We start from the raw sequence: 24,475 nt of genomic DNA, 5'->3' as shown, positions 1-24,475 counted from the left end.
TAGACAGATAGCGTCAAAACATAATCAATTGCTAGCTGTTTAAAATATAACAATCTGAGTGTAAAAATTACAAACGATTTTCCTTTTTAAATGCCAAAATCGCTATATTTATATCAGGTTATTTTAAAAGAAACAATGCACAAAATGAGAACAGCACAAAAATTATTAATGCTTTTTACAGTCGTATTGGCATTAGCAGGATGTACAACACTCCGCACCGCATCAGATTATGATAAAAATGTCGATTTAGGCGGTTATAAAACTTACAATTTTTACGATAAAGGCATTGCTCGCGTAAAACTTAATAATTTGGATAAACGCAGATTAATGGCTGCGGTAGAATCTGAGATGAATGCCAAAGGATTTACCAAATCAGATCGTCCAGATTTGTTGGTGAATCTCGTAGTTGTGGCGAGAGAAAAAACTGATGTTTATGGTCCGGCTTACTACGGTGGTTGGGGCTGGGGCTGGGGTGGCTGGCGAGGAGGCTGGGGCGGTTGGGGTTCCAACTATGTTAACCAGTATATCGAAGGCACAATTATTATCGATTTCTTAGATCCGGCTAAAAAGATTTTATTCTGGCACGGACAAGGTTCAGGCTTTAACCTTGATAACTTCAATAAAAGAGAACAACGTTTGTATACAGGTGTTAAAGAAATTTTGGCACAATACCCACCAAACGTTACCGCTGCAAAATAAGGCTATTGCAAAAGATTTAAATAGCAATTCATTAATTGCTGAGTAACTACAGGGCTGTTGAATTTTTGAACAAATTCCAGCCCTTTTTCTTTCATTTCTTTTTGAAGTTCAGAATCGTTCAAAATTTTATTGATGGCAGTTGCCAACGCTTCAGAATCATTCGGTGATACGTATAAGCTATTTGGTCCGCCAGCTTCTTCTAAACAAGATCCTGTTGCTGCAACCACCGGAACACCCGAGTACAATGCTTCAATAATAGGGATGCCAAAACCTTCATAAAATGATGGGTAAACAAAAACATTGGCCATTTGATAAATTCCTGGTAAATCGGCAAATGGAATATTTTTTAAAAATAGAATCCGGTTTTTTAATCCAAGTTTTTCTATTTCCTGTTCAACAGTTTTAAAATAAGGGGTTTGTTTTCCTATAACCACTAATTTATAGGCTTCATCTACCTCTTTTAAGGCCTGTACAGCCAATTTTAGGTTTTTCCGTTCCTCAATGGTGCCAACATTTAAAATGTATTTTTCTGGTAATTGATAAGTGGCCTTAATTCTGCTTAAAGTTTCCTTTGGTAGTGAAATTTTAAAATTATCATCGCAACTTTGGTAAATTACCTCTATTTTTTCAGGATTAATGCCGTAGTATTCTACAATATCTTCCTTGGTTTTTTCGCTGATCGCGATAATTTTATTGGCTCTTTTACAGGCTGATTTACTTTTCCACTCGTATAATTTCCTGTCGATAAATTTATAATATTGAGGGAAACGAAGAAAGATCAGATCGTGGATGGTTACGACCGATTTAATCCTGGTATGTTGTATGGCTAGGGGGATCTCATGACTTAAGCCATGGAAAATCTGGCAGCCATCCTGATTTATATCTTTAAGGATATTTAAAGTTCTCCATAAAAAAGACCCGTTTTTAGGGAGTTTTAGTTCAATGTTTTCTTTTTCAAGAAAGGCATCAATCTGGTTGGCCTGTTTTACTTTTGGCGTATAAATGAGGTATTGATGTTGAGGAAATTGATGCGCAAGGTGCTCAATTAACGATCGGCTGTAATTTCCCAATCCTGTTAAGTTATTGGCGGCACGCTTGCCATCGAATCCAATTTTAAGCGAAAAGGTTAAAGCCGAAAAACCCAAGCTTGATTGATCAAGTTCGTTACTTTCGGCTTTTTTAGTTTCACTTTCAGCTTTCACCTTTGTGCTTTCAGCTTAAACTGCTACATTATTTTCTCTTAACGCATCGTTAAGTGATGTTTTCTTATCTGTACTTTCTTTACGTTTACCGATAATTAAAGCACAAGGTACCTGGTATTCTCCGGCAGGGAATTTTTTAGTATAACTTCCTGGAATTACTACCGAACGTGCCGGAACAACTCCTTTATATTCTACTGGTGTAGGGCCGGTAACATCAATAATTTTAGTTGATGCGGTTAGTACCACATTTGCACCTAAAACAACTTCTTTTTCAAGTTTAACACCTTCCACAACAATCGCTCTCGAACCCAGGAAACAATCATCTTCGATAATTACCGGAGCAGCTTGCACAGGCTCTAAAACACCACCAATACCCACACCACCGCTTAAGTGAACGCGTTTACCAATTTGTGCACAAGACCCTACTGTTGCCCATGTATCAACCATGGTACCTTCATCAACATAAGCACCAATGTTTACGTATGATGGCATCATGATTACACCTTTGGCTAAAAACGAACCGTAACGCGCACTTGCCATAGGCACAACACGTACACCAGTTGCTTTATAGTCGGTTTTTAAATCCATTTTATCGTGGTAAACGAAAGGGCCACTTTTAATTTCTTTCATCTCACGAATCGGGAAATACAAAATTACTGCTTTCTTTACCCATTCATTAATGCCCCAAGAGTTTAAAACTGGTTCAGCAACACGGATTTCACCTTTATCAAGGCCCATAACAACGGCTTCAATGGCTTCACAATAATTACTGTATTTTAAAAGGGTTCTATCCTCCCAAGCGGCTTCAATTAATTTCTTTAAATCTGAATACATGATGTTTTTAAATTTTACGCAAAATAAATCAATTTTTGCTTATTAAATGGTTAATTGTTTAAATTGTTTTCCCCGAAGGTTAATTGGTTAACCGTTTAAAATGATTCACTGTACATCATGCACTGAAATAGCAATTAACCAGTTTAAACAATTAACCTAATTATGTATTTTTGAACTTTATGACAGAGACAGAAAAACTTAGGATCGATAAATATTTATGGGCAATAAGGTTGTTTAAAACCCGTAGCCTTGCAACGGATGCCTGTAAAGCCGGAAGAGTGAAGTTGAAGGGGCAAAATATTAAACCTTCTGCAATTGTAAAAGTTGGCGATGTTTACCAGGTATCGAAAGGAATTGAAAAGAAAATTATCGAAGTAGTAGAACTTTCTTACAACAGAACAGATTCGCCAACTGCTTTAACGAAATACAAAGATTTAACTCCAGTTGAAGAAACACATGCTTTTAAATCGATGTTCCATTCGCCAAGTTTAAAACGCGATAGGGGAACGGGCAGGCCCACTAAAAAAGATAGAAGGGAGACTGACGATTTAATCGGGGGAATGTTTGAAGAGGAATAATTATTGCTCAGTTTTTAGTTTACGGTTTTCAGTTTCCTGCGAGCTGATTACGGCGTACTGTAGATTAAAATAACGCATCCGATAACTCATCATCGCTGTTTTTCCCAGTTTTTCGATCAATTTATAATTTGCTATTGCGCCTACTGCTGCTCCAACGAATGGAAGCATCTGTGCAAGTTTTGCCAAATCGATATAATCGCGGTATTGCTGCTGAAAGGTTAGCCAGTCAAATTCATCAATATTGGTTGGCAGTTGGTGGGCTTTATCATCCCAACCCTGCATTTTAATAAAAATATTTTTACTTTCTTCTTTACTTGAAAATGCCAGCTGAAAAATGTGCAAAATATATAAACGCTCGCGGTAGTCTTTCACATCGTATCCGTAAACTGCAGCAATATCAAAAAGCATTTTCATTTTTATACCCAGCAATAAAGGGAAATCGGCCAGGCTCATTAAAAAACCACCAGCTCCTGTAATTCCACCTTCAGTGGCACCTGTTTTTTTATACGTATCTATTTTTTGCTTTACCAGGGCTTCGCGGTGCATCAGGGTTAAATTGGTAATGGGTTTCGAAGTTGTAAATGTAGAACCAAAAAGCACTGCCTTAACCATTTGTTTTATTGCAGTTGTAATTGCATTGTGAACCTGATCGGGGATATAACTGTTAATTTTCTTCTGAACTTTATCAGTTACTTTGCTCATAAGAGAAGGTTTTTGTAAAGTTTTAAATTTCCAAAAATCCAATTCACTCGTTATCTTCTGTTCATAGGTCATAACATTTCACTGCAATAACTATTCCTTAAAACTTCATTAATAATAGAAAGTATTAAAACGGTAATTTACTATTGACCAAGTTTTTATTTTTGGACATTCGTAATTTGTGGTAGGCATTGGCAAATAATCTTTTATCTAATATTCTATCCGCATTGGCGAAGTTTCCCATAATTTAAAAGCAGCTAAGGCTTCATCTCGCATGAGCTGTATTACCGGCAAACTTCTGTTTTCCATTTTTTTATCTAACTCCTTGTAAATAAATTTATCGCTAAAGCCAATGTTTTCTGCATCTGCTTTAGTATTTGCATAATAGATTGTATCAATTTTTGCCCAATAAATAGCGCCCAGGCACATGGGGCAGGGTTCGCAACTGGTATAAATTACGCAACCGCTTAAATCGAAAGTATTCAGTTCGGTACAGGCCAGTCTTATTGCTGAAACTTCGGCATGCGCCGTTGGGTCGTTTGTTAAGGTTACCTTATTTGCTGATTTCGCGATCAGTTTGCCATTTTTTACCACAACTTCACCAAAAGGCCCTCCAATACTTTCACTTACATTTTGTACTGATAAGTCAATTGCCATTTGCATAAATTCCTGATCTTTTTTCTCCATCTTACCTGGTGTTTTTCTAAATTATAACACAAAAAAAATGCCCCGATTTATTCGGAGCATCATTTTTTAATATCTTATTGCTTACTTTTTGGTGTATTCGGCGTTTAAACCTTTAATTACATCCGAAGTAACATCTAAACTTTCATCAGCAAATAAAATTGTACTTCCTTTTGTGTATGAAAGCACCATTTTATATCCTTTTTCTTTGGCGTATGTTTTTAAGTAACCAGCAACTTTATCGTAAAGTTTTTCGGTTTCTACAGCTTGTTCGTTTTGTAATGCACCGCCAGCATTTTGTTGGTAAGTTTGTAATTCTTGTTGCTTACGAGCCAAACGCTCTTCAGTACTTTTGCGTTGGTCTGCAGCTAAAGTTGATGCAGATTGTTGGTATTGAGCAACCTCTCTTTGAAAAGCCTGACCTTTTGCCTGCATATCTGCTTGCGCATTTTTAGTTTTACCCTCAAATTTTATTTTTAAGTCTTTGTAGTATTCGTATTTGTTCAATAAAGAGTCTTGGTTTACAAATACAATTTTCTCGCTTGCAGAAACTGCTGCAGTTGCGCTATCTGTTTTTTTAATTTCAGTAGTTTTAGTGTCTTTGTTTTGGCATGCAGAAAAAGCGGTAATTAAAGTTGCTGTTGCAAATAAACCAAAGGTTTTGAAGGTTCTTTTTTCCATTATTGTTTAATAAATTTTAACAAACTTATATAAATTAGTTTTGATATGCAATTTAAAGCCAATTCGGTAGCAAAAGTCTGTAAAATCGTTAATGTTTAATTTTAGGAAAGCCCTTGCAGTATTTCATTTTAAGGTTGCACCCGCTGTTTGCTTTACTTCATGCCCGCTGCCATCGGGTTTAGGTGGCAAGGCCAGTGATGCTATCTGGGGTTGCAGGGCGGAAATAGCGAATCTCAGAATACCAAACGTTCCGATGGAACGTAAAAAAACATTCTGTTTTTTTCTACCCATGAGTCGTTCCTACGGAACGGTTTGCGATGTGGAAATTAATCCTTGGCGTCCCAGATGGAAATCTTTTTAAGTTACGCCTTGGTTATAGGTAAACATAATTTAACCACAGACAAAAAAGGATATATACACCTGCCTGGCTGTTCAGACGGGGATATAATCCGTGTTTATCTGCATACATCTGTGGTTAAAGTTCCTTAAATTTTTGACGTTGCCCAGTGCCACAATTGGTGGATAGTCCCTAAGTAACGAAGAAAATATTCTTATTTTTATGTGCCGATGAGTCGTTCCTACGGAACGGTTTGGGATGTGGAAACTAATCCTTGGCGTTCCAGATGGAAATTTTGTTAAGTTACGCCTTGGTTATAGGTAAACATAATTTATATACACCTGCCCGGCTGTTCAGACGGGGATATAATCCGTGTTTATCTGCATACATCTGTGGTTAAAGTTCCTTCAATTTTTGACGTTGCCAAGTGCCACGATTGGTGGATAGTCCCTAATGAACAAAGAAAATATTCTTATTTTTATGTGCCGATGAGTCGTTGGTACGGAACGGTTTGCGTTGTGGAAATTAATCCTTGGCGTCCCAGCGGGACATTTGGTGGGTAGCCAATTGTACAATTGGCGTTACGTTCCGTAGGAACGATTGATGGGGCTGATGAGAGATCCTTTCATTTCTGTTGGTTGTGGCCATCTAAACCCGATTGAAATGGAAAGCTCCCGATTTTTCATCGGGACTTGTAATAAAAAGCAGGACTAACACCCGTTTGAAACGCTGAATTTGCTTTTCAAACAACCTTAATAATTTCTAATGATCAGCGTAATTTTTAAAGTAACATCGAAACCCCCAATAAAAGGTAAGCTAATGCCTGTTTAAAACCTTTAATTTGCTTTTTAAAACCCTTTTAAATAACCTTAACCTACTTTATGCCTAATGCTTTAGTGTAGAGAGATTAACTCTTTTTCACACCCTAAAACTTATCCACATATTGGGTTAAATGGCAAAATTTGCGTATTTTTGATACTTATTGTTTTTAATTAAAATATGAGCGAAGAACAGGATTTAAAGTCAAATTATTCGGCAGATAATATACAGGTTTTAGAAGGTTTAGAAGCGGTGCGTAAGCGCCCTTCAATGTATATAGGTGATACTGGTGTTAAAGGTTTACACCATTTGGTTTACGAGGTTGTAGATAACTCAATTGATGAGGCTTTGGCCGGTCATGCAGATACGATCGATGTTAGAATTTTAGAAGGCAACTCCATCAGGGTTGAAGATAATGGTCGTGGTATTCCAACCGGGATCAATACAAAAGAAAATAAATCGGCATTAGAGATCGTAATGACGGTTTTGCACGCAGGTGGTAAATTTGATAAAGATACTTACAAGGTTTCCGGCGGTTTACACGGTGTGGGGGTAAGTTGCGTTAACGCCTTATCTACGCATTTGAAAGCTGAAGTTCACCGCGAAGGTAAAATTTGGGTACAGGAATATAATATCGGTAAGCCCTTATACGATGTTAAAGAAGTTGGAAAAACCGATAAACGTGGTACAATTGTAACTTTTAGCCCGGATGCAACTATTTTTACGCAAACAACCGAGTACAAATATGATACATTGGCTGGCCGTTTGCGCGAACTTGCTTTTCTGAACAAAGGAATTACCCTTACCTTAACAGATGAGCGTGAAGTTTTAGAAGACGGTAAATTTTTATCAGAAGTTTTCCATTCTGATGGTGGATTGAAAGAATTTGTTGCCTTTTTAGATGGTACAAGAGCTTCATTCTTGCCTGAACCAATTTATATCGACGGCATTAAAAATGGTGTTCCGGTTGAGCTGGCTTTTCAATATAACGACAGTTATTCAGAGAATGTTCACTCTTATGTAAATAACATTAATACCCACGAAGGTGGTACACACATAGCAGGTTTCCGCAGGGGTTTAACGCGTACCTTAAAAAGTTATGCGGATAAATCCGGTTTGTTGAAAAACCTTAAAATGGAAATTACAGGCGATGACTTTAGAGAAGGTTTAACTGCGGTAGTTTCTGTAAAAGTTCAGGAGCCTCAATTTGAAGGACAAACCAAAACCAAACTCGGTAACAGTGAGGTAATGGGTGCGGTAGATGTGGCTGTGGGCGAGGCATTAGGTGCATATTTGGAAGAAAATCCAAAAGAAGCTAAAATGATCGTTAACAAGGTAATTTTAGCTGCAACGGCACGTGCTGCGGCGCGTAAGGCACGCGAAATGGTGCAACGTAAGAGTGTAATGGGCGGTTCTGGCTTGCCGGGTAAACTTGCAGATTGCTCTGATAGCGATCCTGAAAAATGCGAAATTTACCTGGTAGAGGGTGATTCTGCGGGTGGTACCGCTAAACAAGGTCGCGATAGAAATATTCAAGCTATTTTACCTTTAAAAGGTAAAATTCTGAATGTTGAAAAAGCGATGGAGCACAAAATTTACGAAAACGACGAGATTAAAAATATGTTTACGGCAATAGGTGTGAGTATCGGTACGCCTGAAGATGATAAAGCATTAAACTTAACCAAACTGCGTTACCACAAAATCGTAATCATGACGGATGCGGATATTGATGGTTCTCACATTACCACCTTGATTTTAACTTTCTTTTACCGTTATATGAGGGCTTTAATTGAAGCGGGTTATGTTTATATCGCTTCGCCACCACTATACCAGGTTAAAAAAGGTAAAGATTTCGAATATTGCTGGAATGATGTACAACGCGATGCTGCTGTACAACGCATAAAAGGTAATGGTAAAGAAGATAGCGTACACATTCAACGTTACAAAGGTTTGGGTGAGATGAACGCAGAACAGCTTTGGGATACTACTTTAAATCCTGCTACACGTACTTTATTACAGGCTACTATTGAAAGTGCTGCAGAATGCGATCACACTTTCTCTATGTTAATGGGCGATGAAGTTGCTCCACGTAGGGAGTTTATTGAGCGTAATGCAAAATATGCAAAAATTGATGCTTAATTAAGCGGAAACATCAAGAGCTAAAGCTAAAAGCTAATATATAACCCTCTTCAAATTGAAGAGGGTTTTTTGTTGCCAGGAATTTTATTTTAATGTATAAAATTATATACATAGTTTTCTTATGTATATAAATATATTTACATTTGTTCATGGCTGTAAATAACGAATTGTTTAAAGGTACTTTACAAACTATTATTTTGAATTTATTATCTGAAAATGAAAGGATGTACGGATATGAAATTACGCAAAAGGTGAAAGCTATAACTAAAGGCGAATTATTGCTGAAAGAGGGTGCTTTATATCCTGCTTTGCATAAATTGGAGGCTGATGGATTATTAGATACTGCCACAGAGGTAGTAGGTAACCGTGTGCGTAAATACTATTCACTATCAAAAAGCGGAGAAAAAGAAGTGGTGAATAAACTTCAGGAAGCAAAAGACTTTATTGCACATTTACAAGTATTATTAAACTTAAAATCTTCTTTTTAAATGAATCTCAATCTAGAACAATTGCACCAAATTAGAGACCTTATAGCCAAGAGGGGTTTTCTAGAGGTTGATATACAGATGGAAATTTTAGATCATATCGCCTCATCAGTTGAAGAAAAAAAGATTGAGAACCCAACCCTTAATTTTGATGCTGCGGTAAACGAAACAATTCAATCATTTGGTGTCATGGGACTTAGTGCCTTTGCCGATGGCTTAACCAATTCAATTCGCGCTAAATACAGCCGTTTGTTTTGGAGATTTTTTTTCTCGGCTTTTGGATATAAATATGTGTTACTGCTTTGTTTTTCAATTTTCGGCATTTACAAAATGCAAGGCTTACTTACGGCAAATGTTTTTTATATATTTTTGGTTACTGGTCTGCTCTGTGTGTTTGGAATTTCGGTGTTTTCTACTATTAAACCTTCGCTTTATAAAAAGTTTGCGTCTTTTAAATCTGGCAATTCTTTTCTTCCTCTATTAGGCGGTACTATACTATTAACTAATTTTGCCATGAACATTGTACCAGTCGGATACACGATTTTTGCAATTAATGTACAACAATTAGTTGTGTCACTTTCTATCGTTTTATTTATACTCTATTTTAATGCTGCAATTAGAACAGCTAAGATCAGTATAATGGAAACTAAGTCCTTGATTGAGAAATATAGACTTTTATATAATTAATTTAAAAAACAAAAGCCATTCGCAACCGAATGGCTTTTTGTTACTATAAACTTTCTAAAAGGGTTTGCTCCATCCAGAGCCAACACATTCTTGATTAACTAACCATCTCGAACAATGAGATTGATTTTTCGGCTTCGATTATCTTACAAAATATAGTAGGATCCAACAGGAGCCAGTTCGGTTTGAGGTTTGTCCTCATAAATTTTATTATCGTCTAACATCTGGCAAAGATCGCGTTCAATCGTTCTGCAGATTGTTGTAGTTGGGGTATCTGTGGGTTTGTTTTCGAAAGGATCCTGTAGATGTACAGCCATTTTTTCTACCAATAAAAAGAATGCCGCAATGGCTACCACTAACGGAACTTCCATATAACCAAAGTATTCAATCAAACCAAAAGGCAACAATACAATGAATAAATGGATCGACATATTGATATACTTGCTATAGGTTACAGGGAAAACGGTATTCTTGATTCTTTCCGATCCACCCATGTGGTTACATAAACCTGTTATTGTTTTATCAATCTCTATCTGCTGGTATTTATTAATCCAGCCTTCCTGTAAAGCCTTTTTTAAATCCATGGCATGCAATTCCAGAATAGAGGCGGTTACATTTTTACGTTTTTTAATGAAAGCAATTTCTTCAGTTGAAATGTACTCTTCCAAACCTTTACGTGGATTAAAACCCCTTAACGATTGGCTCAAAGCGTAACACCAGGCAATTTGTCTTTTAATAAACCTTGCCTTAAACTCCTCTATTTCTTCTAAACCATAAGGATTTTCTACGAACGACAATATTTGGCGGGAGATGGTTCTCGAATCGTTAACTATGGCGCCCCAAAGAATCCTTGCCTCCCACCATCTATCGTATGCCTGGTTTGATCGAAATGCAAGTAAAAGTGAGATGATTGTTCCCAGTAATGCAGGTACGGCAACAGGTATGGAGATCCGTGTAACATGAAAATTTTCATATAACACCACAATTCCTATGGAGTAACCTATAACAAACAAGAGTTCTTTTTTGATCTTTCCGAATATATAAGTGAGCGGAATATTATTTCGTAACAGCATGATAGTATTATTAAATGAGATGATTAAACGTTTGCTTTCTGAAGTTTTGCTTCGTGTATTTTTGTATCAATTAAGTTTTCGCTAGCGTGTACAGTTAAGGTATTCAATTGAATTACCTCGCAGCCAGCACGTTCAGTTAAAATTTTAGGGTCGATGCTATATTTGTTGATCGGTGTAAAATTATATTCTTTTAAATAAGCAATACATTCTACATCAAAAGCTTCGATAAAATTTTTAAAGGCTGCTACCGTACTGCCGTAAAAATATTCGATACAGATGGCATTAATCTGAGGGGAGTATTTGGCCTTAACCTGGCTTAGCTGTTGATAAAATTCGTCGCTAACGTTTTCGTAATCACGGCTGCGGCGACTTAACATTAACATATCGGTAATGGAATCTGATAATTTAAACGCATGCACAAAAATGATATTTAGTGTTTCATTTTTTTGGTGTTGAACAAGCGCATCAATAATTTTAATACTCTCTAGTCTAAAATCGGTAGGAATTAATACTGTTTTCATGGCATATCTTGTTTAAATGAATTGAAACATTATTTATACAAGTTTAGCGCGATGTTATTACAGCCGAATAAGAACGAGATTAGAATGAGATTAGAGTGTACTCTTTTTTGGAATGTTGCTGAAATTTCCTAGCCATTTAAATCAGTTAATTGTATCTTGCAATCGTCCGAAATACAGTTAACCATGTTAAACCTTTCATCAATTAACCTTTTGCAGGTAATAAAACTTTAATTTCTGTGCCAATCCCTTCCTGCGATTTAATGGCAATGCTACCTCTGTGCAAGCGGATAATGTTTAAAGAAAGGGGCAAACCCACACCATAACCTTTAAAGTCGTTGGTATTTGATGCGCGGTAAAAAGGTTCAAAAATATGTTGTATATCGGTTTGTGGAATTCCGATGCCACGATCGGTTACCGCGATTGAAAGCATATTGGCATTGCCCTCAATGCTGATGCTCACCAGATTTTCATTTGAATATTTGCAGGCGTTACTTACAATGTTGCTGATGGCAAGTTTAATCAGGTTTTTATTTACCTTGAGCGAAAGCAGTTCATCATCATCGGGGAGTTTGCTAAAATCAATCTCAATTTTACTGTTTGGATGAACCTGATTAACCGATTCTTTAATTTCCCAAAGCAATTCATCCATGCGGACTTCTTCCCAAGGTTGATTTTTTCCGTTGAAACCCGATTGCGCCAAGCCCAGTAAACTGGTTAAAATATGCTCCAACCTTTCGGCTTCATCTTTAATTTTAGATAAGGCTTTCTCTTGTTTAGTTGTATCATCGATGGTTTTAAGGGCCAGCTCAACTTCGCCACTGATAATGGTTAAAGGTGTTCTCAGCTCATGAGAGGCATTGCTGATAAAATTATTTTGTGTTTCGAAAGCCGTTTCCAGCCGGTTGAGCATGTTATTAAAGGTTTGGGCCAATTGCGACATTTCATCATTTCCATTTTTAACATCAAGCCTTAAATGCAAATTTTCTGCTTTGATCTTTTTAACGCTTTTAATAATGTTCCTTAAAGGCATCAGCATGTAATTCGAAAACTTCCAGCCCACTACAAATGATAAAATAACGGAAAGGAAAAAACCGATAATAAGGATCCGCTGGAGATCTTTTAACTCCCTGAAACCAAAAGGATCATTTGCAGAAACAATAACGATGTATCCTGAATTGTGATTTCTAAAATATTTTCCTGCATAAAAGTGATTTTCTACCCGGTAACGGGCCATGTAACCTGCCTTAATGCGGTTGTAAAAGCTGGCAGGCAATTCGCGGTCAACCTTTTCAGGAGCTTTGCCCGCTTCTACAATAAATTCTTTTTCGGAAGGTAAGCGCTCCAGGTATTGGTTGCGCATTTTTGCATACACCTTATTGTTTCCATCTTCGTACAATTTTATCTGTGCGGCAATGTTAACCCGCGCTTCCAGGCGTTTGTAAAAATCTTCAAAAGCGAAGTCGTTAGAAAAATACCATACAAAACCACTTAGCAGAGAGATAATAATTGCCGATAAAATGGCAAAAAGTAAAGTGATTTTCTTGGCTATCTCCATTTATTTTTCTTTTAAAATATATCCCAAACCTACCGCTGTATGGATGAGTTTCTGATCGGAATTTTTATCTATTTTTTTGCGGAGATAGTTTACATATACATCAACAACATTGGTGCCGAGGTTAAAATCGATATCCCATACGTTTTCTAAGATATCTATTCTCGATAAAATTTTGGATTTATTTTTTGACATGTACTCCAGCAGGCGGTATTCGGTTGCGGTGAGTACAATCTCCTGTTGATCCCGTTTAACTGTTTTCGCACTTAAGTTAATCTGCAGATCGGCTATGGTGATAATCTGATCTTGTGAAACTGCGCCATGGTACCTCCTCAATAACATCCTGATCCGTGCAAAAAGCTCGGCAAATTTAAAAGGTTTGATCAGGTAATCATCCGCACCATTATCCAAACCATTTACCACATTTTCGGTAGTGCCTAAAGCGGTAAGCATAATAACGGGGGTATTTGGTTTTTTTTCTTTAATAATTTTGCACAATTCTAATCCATTTATTCCAGGCAGCATAATATCGAGGATAATCAGGTCGAACTGATTATCTAAGGCCATCTGTTTTCCAATAGCGCCATCGGGAGCAATACTTACTGTAAAACCCTCTTCGGTTAGTCCCCTCGAAATTACAGATACCACACTCGGTTCGTCTTCTACAAGTAATAAATTCATTTGTTAGCAAGTAATCTAAAAAATAGGGAATTACAAAATCTTAATTGCGGTAAGTTGATATTTAATGGTTTTTTAACGCAAAGCCGACACAATTGTTTGGAATAGGGGTATCGTTATTTCCTCTGGGGTGCAAGGGAATAAAGTGATTTTTGGACAAATTATTAATTCAATTTAAAAGATTTCTCCACTGCGGTCGAAATGATGACAGGATTAGGAATGGCGACGGTATTTAGGGAATTTATTTCATTTTTCCGTGCCTCCGTGGCAATCCTCTTAATTCTCTATTAAACGCAAGGGTTAGAAAGATTGCTTCGTCGGCTGAAAAAGCCTTCTCGCAATGACGATACTGTGGGAGAGGACTATTTCTTTTATTGTTATTTCGACTGGAATGCAAAAGAATGGAGATATCATAGGGAAATGATGTTAAGATGCAATTTGAAAAGATTTCTCCACTGCGGTCGAAATGACGACGCGACTAAAAAGCACGGTTTTCAAAGATTTCTCCACTGCGGTCAAAATGACGACGGTATTAAGGAAGGGCGACGGTATTTAATAAATTTATTTCATTTTTCCGTGTCTCCGTGGCAATCTCTACGCGCTACCTTAAATTACAAAAACAATTAAACACCTTTTTCTGATTTTTCTTTTAGTGATTTTAATCCGTCTTCAAAATCTTTGCCGATCATTTTGTCCATAAATAAGCCAAACCATTTATTTATTATTCCTTTGCTTTCTCCGCTCATGGTCCAGATTACTTTATTTCCATTGGTTTCTTTTGTGATATCGAATCGGGTATCGGCTACACTTTCCATTGGTTTAATGAATTTCAATTCCATATCTACCATTTTATTGACATCAACTTTATTGATTTTCATTTGTCCGTTGCCACTTTTTTCTCCGTTCCACTGGTAAAGGTGACCAGGGGTTGCAATAGTGCCTGTAATGGTTACTTTCGCTTGTGGATCCATTTTAGACCATACATTCCATTTGTAAAATTCATTGTAATCTGCGATGTTTTTGTAAATCACACTATCAGCAGCATTGATCACCGTAGATCTGCTCACAATATAACTTTTTGGTAAGAGGAAGCTGCCTCCAATGATAATTATTGCCAGTACGACGATAATCGCTAATAAGATTTTGAGAAATTTCATGATTAAATTTAGTTTGGTTAACTAAATTTAATAATAAAGCAGTGTAAATCAAAGAGAAACTGCTTTAAACAATTCTGATTTTCGGTGGGGCCGAATTAATCTTATAATGCATTAAATCGGCAATAGATTGTGCTTTTTGTTTAATCAACTCAGCATTCGGGCCGGTAAATAAATCATCTACGGTATTATAAAAGAGGTTTTTCCAGGTGTCGAATGCCTCAGTTTGCAAGGGAGTTTTTTCGTTCAGTGCAAAATGAGTAAGCATGGGGTTGCCTTTGTAAGTTGCCATACCGAAAAGAATACTTTCCCAAAAATCGTACATTTTAGGCAGGTGATGTTCCCAGTTTACTTTAGCAACATCGGTAAATATTGGGCCTATAGCCTTGTTAAGCGAAACATTCTGGTAAAAAGTATCCACTAAAAGAACAATATCATTCCTGTCGTTGATGTCCTTTTTCATTGCCTTTATTTATAAAGTCTTAAAATCATTTTATCATAATTTATAACGGCTTTATACTGCATTAAAATATCTCCACCGATAATGCTTATAATAGGGGGGTGGCCAAATTGCTGGTAAGTTTCGCTAACCGATTGGAGATCGAAAGCAACTGTTTCGTAGTTTTTGATCTTTAAAGAACCAATTTTGAGTTCGGGGATGGTAGCCTGAATGGTGGTTGTGGTGGTAAAAAGAGTAGCGGCGTTAATCTCATCTGATACCTGTAACGTTTCGGAGAGATGTTTTTCGATTAATGATTTATCGAATACGCTTCTTGATGCACCGGTATCTAGAACAGCAAAATGTTTTTCTTTAAAAACGATAACTTCCAGTAAAAGATGGAAACCATCATCTTGTAAATTTATAAGCTTTAAGGGAATTGAAATTGATTTCATTATTTTGTTGATGTCTATGCCCTTTCTTTTATACTTAGGGTGACAAGTATTTAAGTGCAAAAAAAAATAGCCACGGAAGCACGGAACACACGGATAACAATCTATTCCGTGCTTCTGCGTTTCCGTGGTGAAAAATAAACCGTATTAAACCAGTTTCATTTCTACCAGTACGCTATTCATGTTTCTTACGGCATCAGCACTTTTATTAAAGGCTGCCTGTTCATCATCGGTTAATTTAAAATCGATAATTTTTTCCCAACCGTTACGGCCAATAATTACAGGTACACCGAGGCAGATATCTTCCTGGCCGTATTCTCCTTCGAGTGAAACGCAACAGGTAAACAGTTTTTTCTCGTCGCGTAAAATGGCTTCAACCAATGCGGCACCTGCGGCACCGGGTGCATACCAGGCAGAGGTACCGATTAATCCGGTTAGAGTAGCACCACCAACCATGGTATCGGATGCAACTTTATCAAGTGTTTCTTTATCTAATAAATTACTTACGGGTAAACTTTGGTAAGTAGCCAAACGGGTTAAAGGAATCATGGTGGTATCGCCATGCCCACCGATTACGAAACCCTGTAAATCATTGGGATTGCAATTTAAAGCCTGAGATAAATAGAATTTAAAACGCGAGCTATCAAGTGTTCCACCCATGCCAATCAAGCGGTTTTTAGGTAATCCGAGCGATTTTAGGGCGAGGTAAGTCATGGTATCCATCGGGTTACTGATTACGATGAAAATGGCTTCTGGGGAGAATTTTAAAATATTTTCGGCAACGCCTTTTACAATGCCGGCATTAATGCCAATCAGCTCTTCCCTGGTCATTCCAGGTTTGCGTGGCAAGCCAGAAGTGATTACAACAACATCAGAACCAGCTGTTTTGCTGTAATCGCCGGTAACACCGGTAATTTTTGTGTCGAAACCCAATAAAGTTGCGGTTTGCATCATGTCGATGGCTTTACCTTCGGCAAAGCCCTCTTTAATATCTAACAGAACAAGCTCGTTTGCCAATTCTTTGCGGGCAATATTATCTGCACAAGTGGCACCAACTGCGCCTGCGCCAACAACCGTTACTTTCATATATTTTATTTTAATGGTTTGCTATCGTTAAATATTAATCGAAGGTAGAAATAAATATAAGGTTTAAAAATCCTTTTCTGAAAACTTTATCGTCATGCAATTTGATGCTTTGTTAATGCATCAATTAAGATTGTATCCAGGGCAATCGATGCTGAAACTTACACAATCGATACTGAAGCTTACGCAATTGATACTGAAGCTTACGCAATCGATACTGAAGCTTACGCAATCGATACTGAAACTTACACAATCGACACTAAAGCTTACGCAATCGATACTGAAGCTTACGCAAACGATGCTGAAACTTACGAAGTCGATAGTGAAGCGTTTGCAATAGATTCAGCAAGGGTGCAATTGATACTGGAAAGGAAGAAATCGATACTGGAAGTAAAAAAATCGATGATGAAAGGCTGGAGATAAAATTTTCCGTGTTTCAGTGGCTAAATCATTTAATAAAATAGATAGGTGCCGAAATAGCAATTTAATTAAAACCTTATTCCGTAATTGAAGTTATTCAATAAACTAAATCCATGGAAAACAAGCCCATTTCAGAAATCGATTATAAAGCCTTTGAAGGTAAATGGTATTCGTTATACTCAATTCCTACTTTAATGGATAAACATTGGAAGCAAACTACCGAAACCTATACTTTGGCTGATGATGATCATTTCGATGTGTATACTACTTACCATAAGGAGGGGAAGCCGGAGGAAAAATCGATCACTTCGAAACTGTTTTTTGATACAGAAAAACCCGATGGCGATATGAAAGCCCAGTTTTTATGGCCATTTAAAATTGGTTACTGGATTATCGAACTGGCCAACGATTATAGTTATGTTGTGGTAGGTCACCCAGACGAGAAATACCTGTTTATTATGGCAAGAGAGCCTAAAATGGAAGCCGATTTGTTGGTACATATCATCGAAAGGTGCAGACTGAAAGGGTATGAGGTTAGCGAACTGGTGAGCCAGGAGCATTAAATTGCCTCAATGCAGCGGCATATTTAAGATTGCGCTTATTCAAGTCTCGATAATATAAGTTTTTAATCCTTTTGCTTGTCGAAATACTAGTTGAAATAACTACCTCGTCCTCGTTTGTAACGAGGATGTACGAGTAAAGCGATTTCAACGCTCTTTAAGCAATTATTTTCGCATTAAAAATGCGTACTTTAATAATCCTCGTTACAAAAGAGGACTATTAAACTTAGCGTAACAAAACTTCATCTGCTCTTAAATAAGTATTAGTTGAAGTTTGTACACATCCTTTTTAAACCTCGCAGGTTTCAAAAACCTGCGAGGTTTGTTCGTCACATTTTGTTGATAAAATCCTGACAACTTCAATCCTCAAATTCCTTATTTTTGAAGAACCGTTATTATTTCTAAACGGTTAATTCTTTACCGCACACTATGTACTTAATTTTTGATACTGAAACCACGGGTTTGCCCCGCAATTACAATGCACCCATTACCGATACGGATAACTGGCCGCGTTGTATACAGATTGCCTGGCAATTGCACGATGAGATGGGGAGATTGGTTGAACATCAGGATTATCTCGTTAAACCAGAGGGATTTAACATTCCCTATGATGCAGAGCGGATTCACGGTATTTCTACTGAACTTGCTGCCGAACAAGGTATTGGTTTTGATGAAATGCTGGCTAAGTTTAATGAGGTTTTAAATAAGGCCAAGTTTATTGTAGGTCAGAATATTGGCTTTGATGTTAACATTATGGGCTGCGAATTTCACCGTTTTGGTGTTGCTAACCGCTTGGCAGAAATGCCTGTTTTAGATACGTGTACCGAAGTTACCGCGCAGTTGTTGCAATTGCCCGGAGGTAGGGGCGGTAAATTTAAATTGCCAACCTTAACCGAGCTGCATTCTTATTTGTTCGGTGTTCCTTTTAACGAGGCACACAACGCTACCGCCGATGTGGAAGCAACCACGCGTTGTTTTTTGGAGCTGGTAAAAAGAGAAGTTTTTAAGAAAGAAGAATTACAGGTTGATGTAGCATACTTTCCCCGTTTTAGAGAAGTAAATCCGGCTACTATTGAGGGTGTTGGTTTAAAACATATTAATTTAAAAGCTGCTTCGGATGAAATTCGTAAGCGTTTACAAAAAGCTGAAGGCGGAGGAATTTCCAAACAAGAACTTGCCGGGAATAAACAGGAACTTGCCGCCGCAACTTTTGTGCACTTGCATAACCATACCCAGTTTTCGGTATTGCAAAGTACCATTAGCATCCCCGATTTGATTAAAGCTACAGCAGCACAGAAAATGCCTGCCGTTGCGATGACGGATCACGCGAATATGATGGGTGCTTTCCATTTTGTAAACCAGGTTTTAAACCATAATAAAGCCGCAGAAGCAAAAAATGCCGCCGCCATTGAAGCTGGCGAACGACCTACAGAGGTGGTAATGACCCCTATTGTTGGAGTTGAGTTTTTTGTTTGTAATAACCATCTTGACAGAACCGCTAAAGACAATGGTTACCAGATGGTGTTGTTGGCTAAAAATAAAAAAGGCTATCACAATTTGGCTAAAATGTCATCTATCGCCTATACCAAGGGTTTTTATTATGTGCCCCGTATTGATAGGCAGATAATTGAGCATTATAAAGATGATATTATAGTATTATCGGGTAACCTTTCTGGTGAGATTTCGAACAAAATCTTAAACATGGGTGAAACCCAGGCCGAAGAAGCTTTAATTTGGTGGAAAAACATGTTTGGCGATGATTTCTATGTGGAAGTAATGCGCCACAATCAGGAAGATGAAAACCGTGTAAACGAATCATTAATAGCCCTGGCACGCAAACATACCGTTAAACTGGTGGCTACCAACAATACCTATTACATTAACAAAAAAGATGCGAATGCGCACGATATTTTGCTTTGTGTAAAAGACGGCGAAAAACAGGCTACACCAATTGGTCGCGGCCGGGGTTACCGTTATGGACTGCCCAATCAGGAATACTATTTCAAATCTGGTGATGAAATGAAAGCACTTTTTGCCGATTTACCAGAGGCGATTGTAAATATTCAAGAGATTGTAGATAAAATAGAAATTTATAAACTTGCCCGCGAAGTACTCTTACCTAAATTCGATATTCCTGAAGAATTTTTGGTCGAAGAAGATGAAGCCGATGGAGGAAAGCGCGGTGAGAATAAGTTTTTGCGCCACCTCACTTACGAAGGAGCAAAAAAACGTTATGGTGTTTTAACACCCGAAGTTACCGAACGTTTAGACTTCGAATTACAAACCATTGAAAAAACGGGTTATCCGGGTTACTTTTTAATTGTACAGGATTTTATTGCCGAGGCACGCCGCAGGGATGTTTCGGTGGGGCCTGGCCGGGGTTCTGCAGCCGGCTCGGTGGTTGCCTATTGTTTGTGGATTACCAATATCGATCCGATTAAGTACGATCTCCTTTTTGAGCGTTTCTTAAATCCGGATCGTGTATCCATGCCCGATATTGATATCGATTTTGATGATGAGGGCCGTGGCCGTGTGATGGAATATGTAATTAATAAATACGGTTCCAGTCAGGTTGCGCAAATCATCACATATGGTACAATGGCGGCAAAATCTTCTATCCGCGATACCGCGAGGGTATTGGATCTGCCACTTTTCGAAGCCGATAAAATTGCAAAGCTGATTCCGAACATGAAGCTCGCAAAAATCTTCAACCTGGATGAGAAAACGCTTAAAGAATCGCTTCGCCCGGATGAATACGAACGGGTGGTGGAGTTGAAAAACTTAGGCGGTTTAAAAGATTTAAGTGCCGAAACCATCCAACAGGCGCAGATTTTAGAGGGATCGTTAAGGAATACAGGAATTCATGCCTGCGGGGTAATTATTACGCCGAGTGATATTACCAATTTCGTGCCCGTATCTACCGCAAAGGATTCTGATTTATATGTTACCCAGTTTGATAACTCCGTTGTAGAGAGCGCGGGTTTATTAAAAATGGACTTTTTGGGTTTAAAAACCCTTACGCTGATAAAAGATACCGTAAAACTGGTTAAAAAACGGTTCGGTATCGATCTTGATCCTGATAATTTTCCGATCGATGATGTACTTACGTACGAACTCTTTCAGCGTGGCGAAACAATCGGTATCTTCCAGTATGAGAGTCCGGGGATGCAGAAATACATGAAGGAACTGAAGCCAACAGTTTTCGACGATTTAATTGCGATGAATGCGTTATATCGCCCAGGACCGATGGAGTACATTCCGAGTTTCGTTCGCCGTAAAAATGGTGAAGAAGAAATTAAGTACGATTTGGATGCCTGTGAAGAATATTTAAAAGAAACCTACGGAATTACCGTTTACCAGGAGCAGGTGATGCTTTTATCGCAGAAACTGGCAGGCTTTACCAAAGGTGAGGCCGACGTACTGCGTAAGGCAATGGGTAAAAAGCAAAAAGACGTACTGGATAAAATGAAACCAAAGTTTGTGAAACAAGCGGCCGAAAAAGGTCATGATGCCACAACTTTAGAAAAAATATGGAAAGATTGGGAAGCATTTGCATCCTATGCTTTCAATAAATCGCACTCCACCTGTTATGCTTGGATTGCCTATCAAACAGCCTATTTAAAAGCGCATTACCCTGCTGAGTATATGGCTGCGGTACTATCGAACAACATGAGCGATATTAAGCAGGTGGCTTTCTTTATGGAAGAATGCCGCCAGATGAGTGTTACCGTATTGGGGCCTGATGTAAACGAATCTGACCTTAAATTTTCGGTTAATGCCAAAGGCGAAGTCCGTTTTGGTATGTCGGCAGTAAAAGGTGTGGGCGAAAAAGCGGTAGAAAGTATTATAGAGGAAAGATTGAGCAATGGCCCATACAGCAACGTTTACGATTTTGCAAAACGTTCTAACACCCGTATTGTGAATAAAAAAGCATACGAGAGTTTTGTATATAGTGGCGCATTTGATGCATTTGGAGGGCATAGGGCACAATATTTCTATATCGGCCCCAATGATAAAATGAATGGTATTGAAAAGATTATTAAATATGCCAACGATTTTCAGAATAACGAAAGCACTTCGCAGGCATCATTGTTCGGTGGATCTAAAGCTGACTTAATTTTAGAACCAAGTTTGCCGGTTTCGCCAGAATGGGCTTTAATGGACAGGTTGAAGTATGAAAAAGATGCCATCGGGATTTTCCTTTCCGGCCACCCGTTGGATAATTACAAACTTGAACTTGATAAATTCTGTACACATGGCGTAAGGCAGCTGAGTATCATCAACAAAGTGCGCATGGGCGATAACAATGAAGAAGTTTTAGCTGAATTTGAGAAACTGAAAAACCGCGAGCTCTGTGTTGGAGGTTTAGTGGTTACGGCATCACAACGGATTACCAAAACAGGTAAACCCTTTGGTACTTTCGTGTTCGAAGATTATGATGATGCCAGCGAAATGGCCCTTTTCGGAGAAGACTTTTTAAAGTTTAAATCTTTTTTAACAGAGGGATACTTTTTACAGATTAGAGGAAGGGTAGGAGAGCGTTTCGGTAAAGCAGGCGATTGGGAGTTTAAAATAACAGCGATTAACCTCATGTCTGAACTGAGGGATAAACTGGCTAAAAGTTTAACGATACAGGTGCCGATTGAGCGGGTTAACGATCAACTGATGCGCGAAATTGAAGCAATATTAGCAGACAATAAGGCAAACTCCGAGCAGCAGAACTGCCATCTTAACTTCGCAATTTTTGACCGTGAAAAAGAAATTATGCTCGATTTGCCATCAAAAAACCTAAAGATAAACCCGAACAATAAGTTTTTGGAACAATTGCTCGGATTGAATGTTGTAAATTACAAATTAAACTAACGTTTGGCGCTTAGCGATATGCGTTTAGCTTGTTAACGCTAACCGCCCCACGCATACCGCTTCCTGCCTCTACCTCAGAATAATGTCAAATTGACATTGGAAATGTGTTGGCATTACAATTGAATACATATATTTGAACATAAAAAAAATAATTATGGCATTAGAAATCACAGATGCAAACTTCGAGGAGCTTGTATTAAAATCAGATAAACCCGTATTAGTAGATTTTTGGGCAGAATGGTGTGGCCCTTGTCGCATGGTTGGTCCAGTAGTAGAAGAAATCGCTAAAGAATATGATGGTAAAGCGGTAGTTGGAAAAGTAAACGTTGATAACAACCCTCAAATTTCAATGCAGTTTGGTATCCGTAACATTCCGGCTTTATTATACTTTAAAGATGGTCAGGTTGTAGATAAACAAGTTGGTGCTGTTCCAAAATCAGTATTGGCAGAAAAATTAAACAAGCAACTGGCTTAGTTTAAGCTCAAAGCAGAAACACCAAGCCCAAAGGCTTGTAACATATTTAAAACCCAGGTTCATTTGATGAATTTGGGTTTTTTATTGCAAACATAATTTTGTTTCTTTAATAAAAAACTAACAACCATGTCTATTAACTTATTTAGCAATAAAACTTTAGGTATTTTATTGGCGGGTTTGGCATTAAACAGTGCAAATATAGCACGTGTAGCTGCACAAAACCCTGTTGAAACCAATGAACCATCGGCTGATTATAAACCCGCCTTTGCCGGGCAAACCCGAATTGCAGGTGTAAAAACCAAAACCCCTTTGGATATTTCGGTTATCAACGAAAAGTTAGAGAACCCATGGGCGATATCAGTGCTTCCGAATGGTGGTTTTTTAATTACACAAAAGCAAGGTACCATGGTTATTCTTACGCCTGATGGTAAATTAAGCAAAAAGATAACCGGCTTACCAAAAGTAGATCCATCTGGGCAAGGAGGATTATTGGATGTAACCTTAGACCCTAATTTTGCAAAAAACAGAATAATTTACTGGGCTTTTTCAGAGCCACAGGAAAAAGGTTCTTTACTGGCCATTGCCAAAGGAAAACTGGCTGCTAATGAAACTACGGTAGAAAACCAAACCATTATTTACCGTGCCGGCCCTGCTTATGGCGGTAAACTTCAATATGGCTCAAGGATTGTTTTTGATAAAAACGGCAATTTATTTGTAAGTACCGGTGAGCGTTCAGGAAACGATATCAGAATCCAGGCGCAGTATTTAAATTCTTCATTAGGGAAAATCCTTCACCTTACCACTGATGGTAAAGCGGTTCCAAACGGTCCGTTTGCAGGAAAAGGAGATGCAAAACCAGAAATTTATGCTTATGGACTCCGTAATCCTGATGGTTTGGCCATAAACCCGTTAACAGGCGACTTATGGGAGGCTGAATTTGGACCAAAGGGTGGCGATGAAGTAAATATCATTAAACCAGGCAAAAACTATGGCTGGCCGATCATCACTTATGGAACTGAGTATAGCGGAAAGAAAGTTGGGGATGGAATTCAGCAAAAAGAAGGCATGGAACAACCAGTTTATTACTGGAATCCAAGTATCTCACCGGGTTGCATTGCTTTTTACAACAGCACTAAAATTGCTGAATGGAAAGGGAATTTATTTGTGGGTGGTTTAGGTGGTTCGCACATTATCCGCTTGGTAATTAAAGACGATAAGATCGTTGGAGAAGAAAGACTACTGGAAGGCAAAGGCGAACGTTTCCGCGATATGGTAGAGGGTAAAGATGGTGCACTTTATTCGGTTACCGATAACGGACATTTGTATAGAATAGCGAAGAAATAATAATATAATTTATTAAATAC

At 38.0% G+C, this 24,475-nt stretch carries 22 protein-coding genes; 9 read left to right on the top strand and 13 right to left on the bottom strand.

Going from position 1 to position 24,475, the window contains the following annotated elements; all coding sequences use genetic code 11:
• Positions 1–144: 144 nt before the first annotated feature.
• Positions 145–699 (top strand): DUF4136 domain-containing protein, encoded by a 555-nt coding sequence (locus ASE74_RS23220; RefSeq protein ID WP_162235839.1) that lies wholly within the window; start codon positions 145–147, stop codon positions 697–699.
• Positions 700–701: 2 nt separating this feature from the next.
• Here the strand turns inward: ASE74_RS23220 and ASE74_RS23215 are convergent, their stop codons facing one another.
• Together ASE74_RS23215 and ASE74_RS23210 are read right to left on the bottom strand one after the other, a co-directional pair.
• A complete protein-coding gene (locus tag ASE74_RS23215; protein ID WP_082458907.1) occupies positions 702–1,901 on the bottom strand; it encodes a glycosyltransferase family 1 protein in 1,200 nt (399 codons plus the stop codon).
• 15 nt (positions 1,902–1,916) lie between these two features.
• Complete coding sequence (locus tag ASE74_RS23210; RefSeq protein ID WP_055914833.1) at positions 1,917–2,735, bottom strand: 2,3,4,5-tetrahydropyridine-2,6-dicarboxylate N-succinyltransferase; 819 nt, start codon at positions 2,733–2,735, stop codon at positions 1,917–1,919.
• A gap of 179 nt (positions 2,736–2,914) precedes the next feature.
• Between ASE74_RS23210 and ASE74_RS23205 the strand changes: the two genes are divergently transcribed.
• A complete protein-coding gene (locus ASE74_RS23205; protein WP_055914829.1) occupies positions 2,915–3,313 on the top strand; it encodes an RNA-binding S4 domain-containing protein in 399 nt (132 codons plus the stop codon).
• On the opposite strand, the gene ASE74_RS23200 is transcribed toward ASE74_RS23205, so the two are convergent.
• The 3 genes from ASE74_RS23200 to ASE74_RS23190 all read right to left on the bottom strand — a co-directional run bounded on the left by ASE74_RS23200 (position 3,314) and on the right by ASE74_RS23190 (position 5,377).
• Positions 3,314–4,087, bottom strand: a complete 774-nt coding sequence (locus tag ASE74_RS23200; protein WP_055914826.1) for an EcsC family protein — start codon at positions 4,085–4,087, stop codon at positions 3,314–3,316. It lies immediately after the preceding gene.
• A gap of 135 nt (positions 4,088–4,222) precedes the next feature.
• Complete coding sequence (locus ASE74_RS23195) at positions 4,223–4,699, bottom strand: nucleoside deaminase (protein WP_055914823.1); 477 nt, start codon at positions 4,697–4,699, stop codon at positions 4,223–4,225.
• A gap of 81 nt (positions 4,700–4,780) precedes the next feature.
• Entirely contained in the window at positions 4,781–5,377 is a 597-nt protein-coding gene (locus ASE74_RS23190; protein ID WP_055914820.1) for an OmpH family outer membrane protein, read from the bottom strand.
• 1,336 nt (positions 5,378–6,713) lie between these two features.
• Between ASE74_RS23190 and gyrB the strand changes: the two genes are divergently transcribed.
• The 3 genes from gyrB to ASE74_RS23175 all read left to right on the top strand — a co-directional run bounded on the left by gyrB (position 6,714) and on the right by ASE74_RS23175 (position 9,844).
• A complete protein-coding gene (gene gyrB, locus ASE74_RS23185) occupies positions 6,714–8,672 on the top strand; it encodes a DNA topoisomerase (ATP-hydrolyzing) subunit B (protein WP_055914816.1) in 1,959 nt (652 codons plus the stop codon).
• 149 nt (positions 8,673–8,821) lie between these two features.
• Positions 8,822–9,160 (top strand): PadR family transcriptional regulator, encoded by a 339-nt coding sequence (locus tag ASE74_RS23180; RefSeq protein ID WP_055914813.1) that lies wholly within the window; start codon positions 8,822–8,824, stop codon positions 9,158–9,160.
• Entirely contained in the window at positions 9,161–9,844 is a 684-nt protein-coding gene (locus ASE74_RS23175; protein WP_055914810.1) for a hypothetical protein, read from the top strand.
• A gap of 143 nt (positions 9,845–9,987) precedes the next feature.
• On the opposite strand, the gene ASE74_RS23170 is transcribed toward ASE74_RS23175, so the two are convergent.
• The 8 genes from ASE74_RS23170 to mdh all read right to left on the bottom strand — a co-directional run bounded on the left by ASE74_RS23170 (position 9,988) and on the right by mdh (position 16,796).
• Positions 9,988–10,914, bottom strand: coding sequence for a bestrophin family protein (locus ASE74_RS23170; RefSeq protein WP_055914807.1), 927 nt, complete (start codon positions 10,912–10,914; stop codon positions 9,988–9,990).
• 23 nt (positions 10,915–10,937) lie between these two features.
• Complete coding sequence (locus ASE74_RS23165; RefSeq protein WP_055914804.1) at positions 10,938–11,435, bottom strand: hypothetical protein; 498 nt, start codon at positions 11,433–11,435, stop codon at positions 10,938–10,940.
• A 202-nt stretch (positions 11,436–11,637) separates the two neighbouring features.
• On the bottom strand, positions 11,638–12,990 hold the full coding sequence (locus tag ASE74_RS23160; RefSeq protein ID WP_055914801.1) for a HAMP domain-containing sensor histidine kinase: 1,353 nt from the start codon (positions 12,988–12,990) through the stop codon (positions 11,638–11,640).
• Positions 12,991–13,668, bottom strand: coding sequence for a response regulator transcription factor (locus tag ASE74_RS23155; protein ID WP_055914798.1), 678 nt, complete (start codon positions 13,666–13,668; stop codon positions 12,991–12,993). It lies immediately after the preceding gene.
• A 620-nt stretch (positions 13,669–14,288) separates the two neighbouring features.
• On the bottom strand, positions 14,289–14,822 hold the full coding sequence (locus ASE74_RS23150; protein ID WP_055914794.1) for an SRPBCC family protein: 534 nt from the start codon (positions 14,820–14,822) through the stop codon (positions 14,289–14,291).
• 64 nt (positions 14,823–14,886) lie between these two features.
• A complete protein-coding gene (locus ASE74_RS23145; protein WP_055914791.1) occupies positions 14,887–15,282 on the bottom strand; it encodes a group III truncated hemoglobin in 396 nt (131 codons plus the stop codon).
• Positions 15,283–15,287: 5 nt separating this feature from the next.
• Positions 15,288–15,713 carry an aspartyl protease family protein gene (locus tag ASE74_RS23140; protein WP_055914788.1) on the bottom strand — a complete coding sequence of 142 codons (426 nt, stop codon included), beginning with the start codon at positions 15,711–15,713 and terminating at the stop codon, positions 15,288–15,290.
• Between the two features lie 144 nt (positions 15,714–15,857).
• Positions 15,858–16,796 (bottom strand): malate dehydrogenase, encoded by a 939-nt coding sequence (gene mdh / locus ASE74_RS23135; protein ID WP_055914785.1) that lies wholly within the window; start codon positions 16,794–16,796, stop codon positions 15,858–15,860.
• Positions 16,797–17,326: 530 nt separating this feature from the next.
• Here mdh and ASE74_RS23125 point away from each other — a divergent pair.
• From ASE74_RS23125 to ASE74_RS23110, 4 genes are all read left to right on the top strand, one after another.
• Positions 17,327–17,776 (top strand): lipocalin family protein, encoded by a 450-nt coding sequence (locus tag ASE74_RS23125; protein ID WP_055914779.1) that lies wholly within the window; start codon positions 17,327–17,329, stop codon positions 17,774–17,776.
• Positions 17,777–18,202: 426 nt separating this feature from the next.
• Positions 18,203–22,636 carry a DNA polymerase III subunit alpha gene (gene dnaE / locus ASE74_RS23120; RefSeq protein ID WP_055914777.1) on the top strand — a complete coding sequence of 1,478 codons (4,434 nt, stop codon included), beginning with the start codon at positions 18,203–18,205 and terminating at the stop codon, positions 22,634–22,636.
• 154 nt (positions 22,637–22,790) lie between these two features.
• A complete protein-coding gene (trxA, locus tag ASE74_RS23115; RefSeq protein WP_029275428.1) occupies positions 22,791–23,111 on the top strand; it encodes a thioredoxin in 321 nt (106 codons plus the stop codon).
• A 126-nt stretch (positions 23,112–23,237) separates the two neighbouring features.
• Positions 23,238–24,455, top strand: coding sequence for a PQQ-dependent sugar dehydrogenase (locus ASE74_RS23110; RefSeq protein ID WP_055914774.1), 1,218 nt, complete (start codon positions 23,238–23,240; stop codon positions 24,453–24,455).
• The last annotated feature ends 20 nt before the right edge of the window (positions 24,456–24,475 follow it).

The organism is Pedobacter sp. Leaf216 (genome assembly GCF_001421515.1).
In the GTDB taxonomy this organism is placed as follows: domain Bacteria; phylum Bacteroidota; class Bacteroidia; order Sphingobacteriales; family Sphingobacteriaceae; genus Pedobacter.
This window is presented reverse-complemented; position numbering and strand designations above follow the sequence as displayed.

Excerpts from the sequence above, each read along its gene's own strand:
- dnaE (WP_055914777.1), top strand. The coding sequence starts at position 18,203 with ATGTACTTAATTTTTGATACTGAAACCACGGGTTTGCCCCGCAATTAC.
- ASE74_RS23160 (WP_055914801.1), bottom strand. The coding sequence starts at position 12,990 with ATGGAGATAGCCAAGAAAATCACTTTACTTTTTGCCATTTTATCGGCA.
- ASE74_RS23190 (WP_055914820.1), bottom strand. The coding sequence starts at position 5,377 with ATGGAAAAAAGAACCTTCAAAACCTTTGGTTTATTTGCAACAGCAACT.
- ASE74_RS23180 (WP_055914813.1), top strand. The coding sequence starts at position 8,822 with ATGGCTGTAAATAACGAATTGTTTAAAGGTACTTTACAAACTATTATT.
- gyrB (WP_055914816.1), top strand. The coding sequence starts at position 6,714 with ATGAGCGAAGAACAGGATTTAAAGTCAAATTATTCGGCAGATAATATA.
- ASE74_RS23155 (WP_055914798.1), bottom strand. The coding sequence starts at position 13,668 with ATGAATTTATTACTTGTAGAAGACGAACCGAGTGTGGTATCTGTAATT.
- ASE74_RS23220 (WP_162235839.1), top strand. The coding sequence starts at position 145 with ATGAGAACAGCACAAAAATTATTAATGCTTTTTACAGTCGTATTGGCA.
- ASE74_RS23195 (WP_055914823.1), bottom strand. The coding sequence starts at position 4,699 with ATGGAGAAAAAAGATCAGGAATTTATGCAAATGGCAATTGACTTATCA.
- ASE74_RS23200 (WP_055914826.1), bottom strand. The coding sequence starts at position 4,087 with ATGACCTATGAACAGAAGATAACGAGTGAATTGGATTTTTGGAAATTT.
- ASE74_RS23140 (WP_055914788.1), bottom strand. The coding sequence starts at position 15,713 with ATGAAATCAATTTCAATTCCCTTAAAGCTTATAAATTTACAAGATGAT.
- ASE74_RS23175 (WP_055914810.1), top strand. The coding sequence starts at position 9,161 with ATGAATCTCAATCTAGAACAATTGCACCAAATTAGAGACCTTATAGCC.
- ASE74_RS23170 (WP_055914807.1), bottom strand. The coding sequence starts at position 10,914 with ATGCTGTTACGAAATAATATTCCGCTCACTTATATATTCGGAAAGATC.
- ASE74_RS23210 (WP_055914833.1), bottom strand. The coding sequence starts at position 2,735 with ATGTATTCAGATTTAAAGAAATTAATTGAAGCCGCTTGGGAGGATAGA.
- ASE74_RS23205 (WP_055914829.1), top strand. The coding sequence starts at position 2,915 with ATGACAGAGACAGAAAAACTTAGGATCGATAAATATTTATGGGCAATA.
- ASE74_RS23150 (WP_055914794.1), bottom strand. The coding sequence starts at position 14,822 with ATGAAATTTCTCAAAATCTTATTAGCGATTATCGTCGTACTGGCAATA.
- ASE74_RS23145 (WP_055914791.1), bottom strand. The coding sequence starts at position 15,282 with ATGAAAAAGGACATCAACGACAGGAATGATATTGTTCTTTTAGTGGAT.
- ASE74_RS23125 (WP_055914779.1), top strand. The coding sequence starts at position 17,327 with ATGGAAAACAAGCCCATTTCAGAAATCGATTATAAAGCCTTTGAAGGT.
- ASE74_RS23165 (WP_055914804.1), bottom strand. The coding sequence starts at position 11,435 with ATGAAAACAGTATTAATTCCTACCGATTTTAGACTAGAGAGTATTAAA.
- ASE74_RS23110 (WP_055914774.1), top strand. The coding sequence starts at position 23,238 with ATGTCTATTAACTTATTTAGCAATAAAACTTTAGGTATTTTATTGGCG.
- trxA (WP_029275428.1), top strand. The coding sequence starts at position 22,791 with ATGGCATTAGAAATCACAGATGCAAACTTCGAGGAGCTTGTATTAAAA.
- mdh (WP_055914785.1), bottom strand. The coding sequence starts at position 16,796 with ATGAAAGTAACGGTTGTTGGCGCAGGCGCAGTTGGTGCCACTTGTGCA.